Annotated in this window: 14 protein-coding genes; all 14 read left to right on the plus strand. The window is 52.1% G+C overall.

Annotated features, from left to right (window positions below; all coding sequences use genetic code 11):
- Positions 1 to 13: 13 nt before the first annotated feature.
- The 14 genes from BM299_RS01735 to hag all read left to right on the plus strand — a co-directional run bounded on the left by BM299_RS01735 (position 14) and on the right by hag (position 12,479).
- Positions 14 to 1,504 (plus strand): flagellar assembly protein A, encoded by a 1,491-nt coding sequence (locus BM299_RS01735; protein WP_092481737.1) that lies wholly within the window; start codon positions 14 to 16, stop codon positions 1,502 to 1,504.
- A 92-nt stretch (positions 1,505 to 1,596) separates the two neighbouring features.
- A complete protein-coding gene (locus tag BM299_RS01740; RefSeq protein WP_092481738.1) occupies positions 1,597 to 2,376 on the plus strand; it encodes a flagellar motor protein MotB in 780 nt (259 codons plus the stop codon).
- A gap of 51 nt (positions 2,377 to 2,427) precedes the next feature.
- Complete coding sequence (locus BM299_RS01745; protein WP_092481739.1) at positions 2,428 to 3,213, plus strand: flagellar motor protein; 786 nt, start codon at positions 2,428 to 2,430, stop codon at positions 3,211 to 3,213.
- 41 nt (positions 3,214 to 3,254) lie between these two features.
- Complete coding sequence (locus BM299_RS01750) at positions 3,255 to 3,725, plus strand: chemotaxis protein CheW (RefSeq protein ID WP_092481740.1); 471 nt, start codon at positions 3,255 to 3,257, stop codon at positions 3,723 to 3,725.
- 27 nt (positions 3,726 to 3,752) lie between these two features.
- Complete coding sequence (locus BM299_RS01755; RefSeq protein WP_092481741.1) at positions 3,753 to 5,918, plus strand: chemotaxis protein CheA; 2,166 nt, start codon at positions 3,753 to 3,755, stop codon at positions 5,916 to 5,918.
- Positions 5,905 to 7,026, plus strand: coding sequence for a protein-glutamate methylesterase/protein-glutamine glutaminase (locus BM299_RS01760; RefSeq protein WP_165608137.1), 1,122 nt, complete (start codon positions 5,905 to 5,907; stop codon positions 7,024 to 7,026). Before BM299_RS01755 ends, BM299_RS01760 begins: the two co-directional genes overlap by 14 nt.
- A gap of 64 nt (positions 7,027 to 7,090) precedes the next feature.
- The gene (gene flgM / locus BM299_RS01765; protein WP_092481743.1) at positions 7,091 to 7,381 is read left to right on the plus strand and encodes a flagellar biosynthesis anti-sigma factor FlgM; all 291 of its coding nucleotides are present in this window, start codon (positions 7,091 to 7,093) and stop codon (positions 7,379 to 7,381) included.
- A 17-nt stretch (positions 7,382 to 7,398) separates the two neighbouring features.
- Positions 7,399 to 7,890 (plus strand): flagellar protein FlgN, encoded by a 492-nt coding sequence (locus BM299_RS01770; RefSeq protein WP_092481744.1) that lies wholly within the window; start codon positions 7,399 to 7,401, stop codon positions 7,888 to 7,890.
- Between the two features lie 12 nt (positions 7,891 to 7,902).
- A complete protein-coding gene (flgK, locus tag BM299_RS01775) occupies positions 7,903 to 9,378 on the plus strand; it encodes a flagellar hook-associated protein FlgK (RefSeq protein ID WP_092481745.1) in 1,476 nt (491 codons plus the stop codon).
- Between the two features lie 41 nt (positions 9,379 to 9,419).
- Positions 9,420 to 10,346: a flagellar hook-associated protein FlgL gene (gene flgL / locus BM299_RS01780; protein ID WP_165608131.1), complete on the plus strand. Its 927-nt coding sequence runs from the start codon at positions 9,420 to 9,422 to the stop codon at positions 10,344 to 10,346.
- Between the two features lie 43 nt (positions 10,347 to 10,389).
- The gene (locus BM299_RS01785; protein WP_092481747.1) at positions 10,390 to 10,677 is read left to right on the plus strand and encodes a hypothetical protein; all 288 of its coding nucleotides are present in this window, start codon (positions 10,390 to 10,392) and stop codon (positions 10,675 to 10,677) included.
- An 86-nt stretch (positions 10,678 to 10,763) separates the two neighbouring features.
- The gene (gene fliW, locus BM299_RS01790; RefSeq protein WP_092481748.1) at positions 10,764 to 11,237 is read left to right on the plus strand and encodes a flagellar assembly protein FliW; all 474 of its coding nucleotides are present in this window, start codon (positions 10,764 to 10,766) and stop codon (positions 11,235 to 11,237) included.
- A gap of 5 nt (positions 11,238 to 11,242) precedes the next feature.
- Positions 11,243 to 11,464, plus strand: a complete 222-nt coding sequence (gene csrA / locus BM299_RS01795; protein ID WP_092481749.1) for a carbon storage regulator CsrA — start codon at positions 11,243 to 11,245, stop codon at positions 11,462 to 11,464.
- A gap of 142 nt (positions 11,465 to 11,606) precedes the next feature.
- A complete protein-coding gene (gene hag / locus BM299_RS01800) occupies positions 11,607 to 12,479 on the plus strand; it encodes a flagellin Hag (RefSeq protein WP_092481750.1) in 873 nt (290 codons plus the stop codon).
- The last annotated feature ends 41 nt before the right edge of the window (positions 12,480 to 12,520 follow it).

Raw genomic sequence — 12,520 nt, forward strand, 5'->3', positions numbered from 1 at the left:
ATGGGGTGATTTATTGAACACGGCCAGAAACGGAATCACGCTGGTCATTACGGGGGATAAGCTGAAGGCTTTTGTTACCGTGCGTACCGAGGAAACAGCTGAGGTTCCGGAAAGGGATTTTTGGGAAAAATTATTGCAGGAAAAAGGAATCAAGTACGGCATTGACCAAAAAATACTGGATGAACTGATTAAAAACCCCCGCCCCGGCACTTACGTGATTGCTAACGGTAAACCGGCCAGGGACGGTAAAGACGGCTATGTGCAGTATCTTTTCACCTCTCAAAAGGCGCACCAAAGTGCTGAGGATGCAAAAAATATCGACTTCAGGGAAATTTTCAATGTTCCCTCGGTTAATGCCAACTCCGTTCTGGCCGTCTATCACCCGGCGGAAAAAGGGGAAGACGGCGTCGCGGTAACCGGCGAGGCCATCCCGTGCCGGAAGGTGCTGGAATTGGACCTGCGGGCCGGTAAGGGGGCGGCGCTTTCCAAAGACGGCCGAGCGGTGACCAGCACCACCAACGGTCGCCCCTGGGTACAAAAACGGGGCAAACATGTGGTTGTGGGCGTGGATGCGGTTTACCAGCACGACGGCGACGTGGACATTAAATCCGGCAACCTGCGCTTTACCGGCGATGTTACGGTCAGTGGCAACGTCATGGAAAATATGATTGTCGATATATCCGGCAACCTGAAAGTGTTCGGATTTATTTCCCGGGCCACCGTAAACGTCAGCGGCAACCTGGAAGTGGTGAAAGTGGTTACTGCCAGCAAGGTTACAGTCGGCGGAGAAGCGGTTTATCAAAACAAGATTAAACAACAATTAACCCGGATGAAAAAAACAGTTGATGAACTGGATGTGATGGCCCGGCAAATAATGGGCAGGCTATGCAAAGATAATAAAAACGTGCAATACGGCCAGATAATCATGACGCTGCTGGATAAAAAATTTCCCCTTTTGGGCAAGCAGGTGCAGGAACTATCTGAACATGTACAAAAAAGAGAACAACAGTCGCCGGCGGAATTGACAAATGCCTTGCAGGCCATAACCGCAATCATTGGCATCAATGCGCTAAAGACAAAAAGCTTGCACGGCGTGCAGGAAAGCATCTCCGAAGCGATAAAATATTTTGATGCTGTTACCGACTCTCCGGCCAATATTATTGCTAACAGTATCTGGAATTCGGAAATTGAAGCTACCGGTGACATTACTATCAATGGACAGGGCGCTTTTAATTCGATTTTAACGGCCCTGGGTACCATCAATATCAAGGGCGTGTTCCGGGGCGGGGAACTGATTGCCCGGGGGAATGTCCAGGCGGGTGAAATCGGCGCCCCAATGGGGGTAAAAACGCTGGTGCGCACAGATGAGGGCAGCATTATCAAGGCTAAACGGGTGTATAACGGTACGATATTACAGATCGGCACCCGTGTTTACCCGGTGCGCGAGAACCATAACATGGTGCTGGCGCGCATTAATGAACATGGAGATATTATTTTGCATTGACCATTTAGATAATTGCTAATATATTATCTAATATAGTAAAATTATGGCGCAGCCGTTGTTAAAATATTCCCGCTGCGCTTGGAGGTAACTCATTGGTCAACAGACGCAGACATAAAAAAGAAAGTGAAGGCAACAAGGAACGCTGGCTGATCACCTATGCCGATATGATCACCCTGTTACTGATTTTTTTTATTGTCATGTATACATTGAGTAAAATAGATGCGGCCAAATTCGAAACCCTGGCCGAATCGTTGGCCGCGGTTTTCGGCGCGGGGGGCATGGTCCTGGATAGCCCGGGCCCGCAGGTTATTACCGGCACTCCGCCGGAACAGGTGCAGGATATCGTGGAAAAAGCCCAACTGGACAATTTAAAAAAGAAACTGGAGAATTACATTCAGGAAAACGGCCTGGCCACCCGGGTTTCTGTGACCACGGAAGAAAGGGGCATTGTACTGAGTTTCCAGGACAATGTGCTGTTTGAGCTGGGCTCGGCCCGGCTGACCCCCCGGGCCCGGGAGATATTGGACAAAGTGGCGCCGATCCTGGCAGATACTCCTAATTACATTCGCGTTGAGGGCCATACGGACAATCTGCCCATCAATAACGCCCGGTTTCCCTCCAACTGGGAACTGTCGGCGGCCAGGGCCACCAACGTGGTGCAGGAATTAATCCGGGAACACGGTTTTGCACCCCAGAAGTTATCCGCCACCGCTTACGGGGAATACAGGCCCCGCGTGCCCAACACCAGCCCGGAAAACCGGCAATTAAACCGCCGGGTGGATCTGGTGATTCTGCGGAGCAAATTTGCCGAAATAGAACCGGAAACGCTGCCTATATTGACGACACGGAATAACAGTATCAAAGAAGAATAAATAATCAATTAAATCTTCAAGCTACTGACAAAATGCAAAGGAAGGTATAGTATGGACCTGGCAACTATTATTGGATTTATTCTAGGCGTGGGCTCGTTACTCGCCGGATTCCTGTGGGAGGGCGGTCATGCAGGCGCGCTGTTGCAACCCAGCGCCGCCCTGATTGTATTCGGCGGTACCATGGGGGCCACCCTGTTCAGTTTTACCCCGGGGGATTTCAAGGCAGTGCCGCAGTTGATCAAATTGGCCATATTCAACAAACCCTATGACCCCGCCAAAACCATTGACAATATCGTCGCCATGGCAGAGGAGGCCCGCCGCGAAGGACTGCTTTTTCTGGAAAACCGCATCCCGGAAATTGAAGACCCCTACTTGAGAAAAGGATTGCAATTGGTAATAGACGGCACTGACCCGGACCTGGTGAAAAACATCCTGGAAGTGGAGATATATACCATTGAGGAACGGCACAGCATCGGCAGTAACATATTCGAAGTGGCGGGCGGGTACGCGCCCACCATGGGCATTATCGGCACTGTTATGGGCCTGGTGCATGTGTTAGGCAACATGAGCGACCCGGACAGCCTAGGTCCAGCCATCGCCGTGGCCTTCATGGCCACCCTGTATGGCGTGGGCAGCGCCAACTTGCTCTGGTTCCCCCTGGCTGCTAAACTGGCCAACATCAGCAACAAGGAAATTTTGTTAAAGCAGTTAATGATGGAAGGCATTATTTCTTTACAGGCGGGGTACAATCCCATCTTGATCAGGGAAAGGCTGGTGGCTTACCTAAATCCGTCCACCCGCGAGAAAAGGGAAGAAGAAGCTGCGGAAGAAGAATAGCCGTACAATTCACATAAAGAAATTTTAAGGAGGCGTTGCACTTGTCCGTCGAGAAAAACGACATGCAAATAGCTGTATTCTCCATATCCAACCAAGATTTCGGTATTGATATAGTTTCCGTATCGGAAATCATCCGGCTGGAAAAAATCACCCCCATTCCCCAGGCCCCCGCATACGTGGAGGGAGTCATCAACATACGGGGGCAGGTCGTACCGGCTATTAACCTGCACGTACTGTTCAACACCCGGGTAGGTGAACGGAACGACAGCAACCGGGTGATTGTAGTGGAAACGGGTCAAAACAAATTCGGCCTGATTGTGGACGCCGTTTCCGAAGTACGCAAGGTTGTCCCGGACATGATCAAACCCGCTCCGCCCGAAATAAGCATAGACCAGTATTACCTGAAAGGGATCATTCTGGACGGGGAAAACCTGATTGTGTTAATGGACGTTAACAAACTCCTGCCCGAACGGGAAATGCAATTATTAAAAGATATGGAACAACCGGCTTAAAGCAGCAAACATGGGAGGTGAGAAACCGTGTTTACCGACGCGGAAATTGCTATTTTCCAGGAAGAACTGGAAGAAAAGATGCAGATTATCAACGACAACATATTGCTGCTGGAGCAGCAGCAGTCCACGCCCGAGGTAATCCAGGAAATTTTTCGGGCCGCCCATACCATCAAAGGTTCATCCGCGGTTATGGGTTATGATAAGATGACGGAATTAACCCATGAGATAGAAAGTCTGTTTGACGAAATACGCCATGACCGGCTGGAAATAACCGGTGATCTGGTGAATGTACTTTTTGAAGCCATGGATACATTGACGGAATTAAAAGAGGAAGTTGTATCCGGCACCACCAACAACGTCAACATCGGGCCTGTTTTACAAAAAATTAAACAAGTCAAAGACGGTGTTTCCCTGAAAGTGAAAACATGTGCGGATAAACAAGAGCAGGCTCCTGCTCCCCCGCCAATAACGCAGCCCGCCGCCGAAAAGGCACAACCGCTTTTGGATCTGGGCATGGACGACGCGGTGGATGACGTAATTAGGGAAGCCGAAATGCGCGGGTATAGCGCCTACGGTCTGCAAGTCGTCTTTGAAGACGACTGCCAGATGAAAGAAGTGCGCGCTTTTTTACTTTTTGAAACCTTGGAACAAACCGGAGAAATAATTAAAACCAACCCGCCGGCCGAGGATATCCAGAGCGGGCGCTTCAACAATAATATAGCCATGATACTAGTCAGCCAGTCCGATATTGATCAAATAAAAAACCTGGCCCTTTCGGTGGCGGAAATCAAGGCGGTACATATCAAGCAAATTGAATCCGGCACCGGTGCACCCCAGGATGCGCAGACCGGGGAAAATCCGCAACCCTCACCGGAAAACCCGACCCCGACCCAGAAAGCCCCCGCAACCGGGTCTGATAATGTCACCGGCACTGATGCCGGCAAAGCCGTAAAGCAGGAAAAGAAAACCATTAAAACCGTGCGGGTGGACGTGGAAAAGCTGGACACCCTGATGAACCTGGTGGGCGAACTGGTCATCGACCGGACCAGGTTGGACCGTTTTGTGGATGTTTTTGAAAGCAGGTACGGGTCCGATGATCTGGCGGAGGATATATTGGAGATATCCAGCCACCTGGGCCAGGTGACCACTGACCTGCAGGACGAGATAATGAAGGCCCGCATGCTGCCGGTGGCCCAGGTATTTAACCGGTTCCCCCGGATGGTGCGGGATATCGCCCACAAGTTGGGTAAGGAAGTGGAATTTATCATTGAAGGTAAGGAAACCGAACTGGACCGCAACGTCATCGAGGTGATCGGCGACCCGTTGATTCACCTGCTGCGCAACGCCATCGACCACGGCATTGAAGACCCGCAGGAGCGGCAGCGCCTGGGTAAGCCCGCCAAGGGCCTGCTGCAGCTGAAAGCCTCCTACGTGGAAAGCCATATCGTCATCACCGTGGAAGACGACGGGCGGGGCATAGATGTGAACAAACTAAAAAACAAAGCCCTGCAGCGCGGGCTGATTACCCGGGAACAGTACGAGCGGATGAGCGACCGGGAAGCCCAGGACCTGATCTTTGCGCCGGGTTTTTCCACCATTGAGGAGGACCATATCAGTGATATTTCCGGGCGGGGCGTGGGCATGGACATCGTGCGCACCCAGATAGAAAACATCAATGGTACCGTGGATTACTCCACCAGCCACGGGCAGGGCACCCGGTTTTCCATCAAGCTGCCCTTGACCCTGGCCATTATCCGCGCGCTGATGGTGGAACAAGGCGGTCGTACCTACGCTTTCCCGCTTACCTACGTGGTGGAAACTCTCAATGTGGGCCGCGCTGAAGTGAAAAACATCAGGCATTCCGAAGTGATCGTGGTGCGCGGCCAGGTTCACCCGCTGAAACGCCTGGGAGATATATTCGGCTCCCAGTCTGATAATAATGATAATAATAACGCCCAAATATACGTGGTCATTGTCGGCTCCGGTGACCGCAAGCTGGGCGTGGTGGTGGATAAACTGATCGGTGAACAGGAAATCGTTATCAAGTCCCTGGGCTCCTACCTGGGCCAGGTGGAAGGTCTGGCCGGCGCGGCCATCCTGGGGGACGGCAAGGTATCGTTGATAGTTGACGTACGGGGCCTGGTGCGCAGCGCCGGTTCCGAGGAGGCCTTAACATATGCTGCAGCCAATTAAGGTGCTGGTGGTGGATGACTCGGCGCTGATGCGCCGGGTCATCACCCGTCTTCTGGAAGTGCAAGCCGATATCAAGGTCATCGACACCGCTTCCGACGGCGAGGAGGCCATAAAAAAAATAACCAAGCTGCGACCCGACGTAGTAACCATGGACGTAGAAATGCCCGGGATGAACGGGGTGACCGTCGTGTCCCGGCTGATGCGGGAATGCCCGGTGCCGGTGATCATGCTCAGCGCCCATACCACCGAAGGCGCCAGGGTAACCATGGAAGCACTGGCGGCGGGCGCGGTGGACTTTGTACCCAAGCCGCAGAAAGCCGGCGAAGCGGAAAAGCTGGCGGCGGAACTGTCCCGCAAAATCAGGGTCGCCAGGCGGGCGTCACTGAAAAGATGCCCGGCGGCACCGGTGGAGCAACGGCGGCCCACCCCGGCGCCCGCGCCCGCCAGGCCCCGCCCGGCCGGAGCACCTTTACCGGGGCCAGCCGCCGGAGAAAAACCGGCACCCATACCAACGGTCCGGCCCACCCCCGGTCAAACCGAACTGCTGGTGATCGGTTCCTCCACCGGCGGCCCGGCGGCGCTGCAGGCGCTGCTGCCCGCGCTGCCCGGCGATTTGTCCTGCGGTGTGGTGGTGGTGCAGCATATCCCGGTGGGGTTCAGCGGCCCCATGGCCGAGCATTTGAACCGCAAGTGCCGGCTGGAGGTAAAACACGCCGAGCATGGCGACCGGGTGCTGCCGGGGCAGGTGCTGGTGGCCCCGGCGGGTTACGACCTGACCTTCCGCAAATATGCCGGCCGGCTCAGCGTGGCCCTGGACAAAGGCAGCAAGCCCGTACCGCCCGGGGGGTTTCGCCCCTCGGTGGATGTGGTGATGAACTCGGCGGCGGAAGTGGCGGGCAGCCGGGCCATGGGCGTGTTGCTCACCGGCATGGGCCGGGACGGCGCCCGGGGCATGCTGGCTATCAAGCAGCGCGGCGGCTATACCATTGCCCAGGACGAAAGCACCTGCGTGGTGTACGGCATGCCCAGGGCCGCCGCCGAACTGGGCGCGGCGGCCAAGATACTACCCCTGCAAAAAATCGCCGGGGAAATTGTGCGGGTGGTGTAAAGTTCAGGACCGTAGTTGCCGAACATATAAATAATGCTTAATTAAAGCCAAGGGGTGAAAGCTGATGAAAATCACCCAACCGGGGCCGGGCGTTATAGACGCCTACAAAAACCAGAACGATAAAAACAAACCCTTACAAAAGAGTAAACCCGCACCCGGGCAGGACCGAGCCGAAATATCATCTCTGGGCCGGGAACTACAAACCTACCGGGCCAGGCTGCGGGAAATGCCCGAAGTCCGGCAGGACCGGGTGGAAGCTCTCAAAACCCACATTAAAAACGGCACTTATAAACCCGACGCGGGAAAAATCGCCGAAGGCATAATCCGGGAGAAAAACCTGGATGTCAGGATTTAGATTAAGGAGCATAATACATGGAAACCAACTGGGTCAAACTGGAGAAAGTGCTCCGGCAGCAGCACGATTTGACCGGGCAACTTATGGAGGCAACCAGGACACAAAACATCGCCCTGCGTCAAAACGATATTGATGCATTAAACCGGATTATAGCCGATATTTACAAATTCAGCACCCAAATGCAGCAACTGGAACAGCAACGGGAACAAATCCAGGGCCGGCTGGAAGATGCCCTGGGGCTGGCTTCCGGTGCTACATTGCAAAGTATTGCAGCCAAAGCTCCGGGGGATTTGTTATTCCGGTTGCTGTCATTACGCCGGGAAATGCGCCATCGCCTGGAAGAATTGCAGCAACTGGTCAAATTAAACAGCCTGCTCACCCGCAACGCCCTGCGCTTGAACGGCGCGCTGCTGAACGTGTTCCGCAAACCAGGCGGGGCAACTTACGGCAACAACGGCCGGGTGCAGGACACCGGTCACCCGGCATCCACTTTTAATAAATCCGTTTAAGGGGTCATAAACATGCCCAATACATTTTTAGGCATCGAAACCACCCGGCGGGCGCTCCAGACCCACCAGCGGTCCCTGGAAACCACCGGGCACAACATAGCCAACGCCAACACTGAGGGTTACTCCCGCCAGCAGGCCGTATTATCGGCCAGCCAGCCGTATACCGTTCCCACCCTGCACAGCAACCTGACTGCCGGCCAACTGGGCACCGGTGTGGAAGTAAACCAGATTAGACGCATTCGCAATGATTACCTGGACGTCCAAGTGCGTGACAGCGCTTCATCACTACATTATTGGCAAGCCCAGGAAGATATTTTCGCCCGCATCGAATCCGTCTTTCCGGAGCCGGGCGCTACCGGTATAGGGGATACACTGACCAAGTTTTTCAGCACCTGGCACGACCTGAACAACAATCCCCAGGATCCCGGGGTTAAGGCGACCGTGGCGGAAGTAGGTGACGAGTTGGCTACCCTGATGCGAGAGACTTATACACAGTTGAGCAATATCAGCGAAAGCGTGGCTGAAATAAAGGATGACGGAACGGGAAACCTGGTTTTGAGCGGCGGCCAAATGCGTGATCAGGTCAATGCGGTTAACGATATTCTCAAGCAGATCAGGGACGTAACGGAAGCCATCAAGAAAGTTTATGCTCACGGCAACCAGCCCAACGATCTGCTGGACAAACGCGACCTGCTCCTGGATCAATTGGCTCAATACGGACCGGTAAGCGCAACGCACCTTACAAACGGGGGTAAACCCACGGGGGAAATCAATTTCACCTTTTACGGCGTGGATGTCAGAGCGGCAGGTATTACTGTAGACCTTGAATATGTAAGCGGCACCGACGATGAAGTAAATCTTACCGATGAAGTAAATCTTACCATAAAAGACTCCACTAATACTACTCTTCCCAGTATTTCTCTTGCCGATTCTTTGTCGGGAAGCCTGGCCGGCCTGGAGGAAATCCGCACCAGGATAGCAGGTTACCAGGAGCAGCTTGACAACTTGGCTGGTGCTTTAAGATATACACTTAATCAAATTCTTAATCCCGAGTTTTTTACGGGCGAGCTGAAAAAAGGCGATTTCATGGTAACCAGTAATGTTATGAATAACCCTGCCACCAATATAGACGGCACTAAAGCCATATACGTGGCCAGGTTGTACAACATAAGCATGGACGGAAGCATCGTAGATCTTGGTGATGACGTGAAAGTTACCACTTCAGACTTGAGCGGCGCGACATATAGCGAATATTTCAACGGCCTGTTGGCCGATATAGGCGCCCGTTCCGGCAGCGCATCGGACATGTCTGAAAATCAGCAGGCCATCAATGAGCAAATTTTGTCTTTGAGGGAATCCGCTTCCGGTGTCAACCTGGACGAAGAACTTTCCCTTTTGATCCAATTCCAGCATGGTTACCAGGCTTCAGCCAGGGTAATGACAACGCTGGACGAATTACTTGACCACCTGATCAACCGGACAGGGTAAAATATGATTTTAAAATTAACGCCCGTTGAGGGGGAAAGATGATGCGTGTAACCAACGGAATGATAGCCCGGCACACCCGGAACTATATTCAGGAAGGAATGCAAAAACTGGCCCGCACCCAGGAAATGATGTCCACCAGCAAAAAAATCATCAGGCTCAGTGACGACCCCACCGCACTCAGCCAACTGCTGGACGTAAAATCCAGCATGGAAATGAATAAGCAATACATGCGCAATATCCAGGACGGCCTCAGCTACCTGGAGGGGGCTGACACCGCCCTGGGTACGGCGGGCGACCTCTTGAAAAAAGCCCAAACTTACGCCATTCAGGCGACCAACGGCACGTTAAACAATAATGACATGGCCGCCATCGGGGAACAAATTGATAAAATGATTGATGAACTTGTAGACATCGCCAACACCACAATGGGCGGCAAATATATTTTTGCCGGTACGGACAACAACCGGCCGCCGTTTAAACGGGTGAATGATACAATTACCTACCAGGGTAATCTCGAGCGGGTTTACCGGGAAATTTTGGATCAGGCCAACTATGCCATAGATGTCCCTTCGGTGGGCGACAGTAGTGATCCGGGCTTGTTCGGATTCTATGACAATGCCACCAACATCGTTTCCGGTGGAATATTTGATACACTGATAGATTTTAAAAATCGACTTAAAAACGGTGATGTTGCAAGCCTTGAACAATCCATCAACGAAATTGACGATCAGGTTGACCACCTGCTGAGTTTCCGGGTGCAGGTGGGCGCCCGCACCAACCACTTTGAATCGGTGCAGGACCAGTTGCAGGACCAGGAACTCCGTCTCACCCAGGTAATGAGCAACCTGGAGGACGTAGATCTGGCCAGGGTATCCATCGACCTGGCCCAGCAGCAGCTCACCTACCAGTCCTCCCTGGCGGCGGGCGCGCAAATTCTGCAGGTTACCTTGCTTGATTTTCTAAAATAAAGTAAAATTAATTAAAGAAATATTTTCCTCGGGGGTGAACCCAGTGAAAATTGGCGCCGGCGGGCTGCAGTCACAGATAACCGAAAAGGCTGTTAAAGTCCGCCAGGTGGATTCAGCCCGGAACAAACCCGGCCACGAAGAAGCCATACCGGCCAACCAGGTCGAAGGACAGGACAGGGCGCGGGAACCGGTACTGAACCGACCGCCGGAAAAACCCCAAAAAGACCGTGCCGTGGATAATCACAGCGCACCCCGACAGCAAATGTCCCAACAAAATGAACAGGAAGAACCGGCGGAACAATTAGGCCGGTATGTGGACGTATATGTGTAGAATAGAATATTTCTTCTCTTTAGGTGACCTTAAAAACGGGTCACCTAAAAATTTACTATCCAAGTTTGATAGAAAGGGATAAGGACATGAAAGTAAAAACCACCCGCTTCGGGGTTCTGGAAATAGACGAAAAGCAAATTATAAACTTTCCCCGGGGCATCCCCGGCTTTGAAAACCTGCGGCGCTTTTGCATATTGCCCGTGGAGGGAACGGAAAACATGCAGTGGCTGCAGGCAGTGGAAGAGCCCGCCGTAGCCCTTTTGGTCATCGACCCGTTTAAATATTTCCGGGGCTATACCTGCAACGTGCCCGACCAGTACATAGAAGAACTGGACATCCGGGACCCCGCCGAAGCCCTGGTGCTCACTACCATAACCGTGCCCCGGGACAACCCCGCCGCCACCACCGCCAACCTGGTGGCTCCCATTATTATCAACACCCGGCTGAATCAGGCCCGGCAGGTTATTTTGAACAACTCCCCTTATACTACCAAGCACCGGCTTTTCCCGGACCAAAAGCCGGCTCCCAAACCAAAAGAAAAAGTTTCCGGCGGGGAGTGAGTGTAATGCTGGTTCTCACCCGCAAAAAAAACCAGGGCATCATACTGGGGGACGATATAAAAATAACCGTCCTGGAAATAAGGGAAGACGCCGTCAAAATCGGCATCGAAGCTCCCAAAGAGGTCAACATCCTGCGCAGCGAGCTCTACCAGGCCGTCAAAGAAGAGAACACAACCGCCGTCGCCAGTGACCGGAACATAGCGGACATGTTGAAAAATTTTTTCTAACAGCGGCAGAAAACCCTTAAGATACCCGACCCCCGTGCCGAAAAATATAATAGGGTACTTTTTATGAGGCCCTAAAAGGGTGGCCACCCGGGATATATACTTTGCAGGGATGCAAATTTAAGATTCAAGGAGGAATGATTAGATGATTATCAACCATAATATTGCGGCGCTGAATACCTATCGTCAGTTGAGTAACAACAATATTATGAGCCAAAAATCATTAGAAAAACTATCTTCGGGTTTACGTATTAACCGTGCCGGAGACGATGCAGCGGGACTTGCCATTTCTGAGAAAATGCGCGGCCAGATTAGGGGATTGGAACAAGCGTCAAGAAATGCTCAGGATGGAATCTCTCTAATTCAGACAGCAGAAGGTGCTTTGAACGAAACACATAGTATTTTGCAGCGTATGCGTGAATTAGCAGTCCAAGCTGCGAACGATTCAAACACTATAACAGATAGAAGAGAGATCCAAAAAGAAGTTAATGAACTAATTGATGAAATCGATCGCGTCGCAAAAAATACTGAATTTAACACCCAAAATTTACTAGGTAAAACAAATGCAAGCGGAACTTTTACCGGTAGTGGGCAATCTTTCACTTTCCATATTGGTGCTAACGAAGCCCAAAATATTACCCTTACAATTAACTCTATGGATTCTTCTCATATAGGAACTAGTTCCAGCGGCAGCATAACAACAAGTGTAAATACCCTGAAGGTTAGTGGCGTTGATAGCGCTACATCTGGAGGAGTTCTAACCCAAAGTGGTGCAGATGCAGCTATAACTACAATTAATGATGCAATTGAGTTGGTATCCGCAGAACGGGCTAAGCTTGGCGCTTACCAAAACCGTTTAGAACATACCATTAATAATCTGGGGACATCCGCAGAAAATCTTACTGCGGCAGAATCCCGTGTTAGAGACGTTGACATGGCCAAGGAAATGATGCAGTACACTAAGATGAGCATCCTGCAACAGGCCGCCCAGGCCATGCTTGAAGTTCTGGCCGCCTAAGGCCGGAACCACAGGCGTCCCGGAGGGTAACTTCCGGGAGG

Origin of the sequence: Desulfoscipio geothermicus DSM 3669, assembly GCF_900115975.1 — a bacterium.
Taxonomy (GTDB): domain Bacteria; phylum Bacillota; class Desulfotomaculia; order Desulfotomaculales; family Desulfallaceae; genus Desulfoscipio; species Desulfoscipio geothermicus.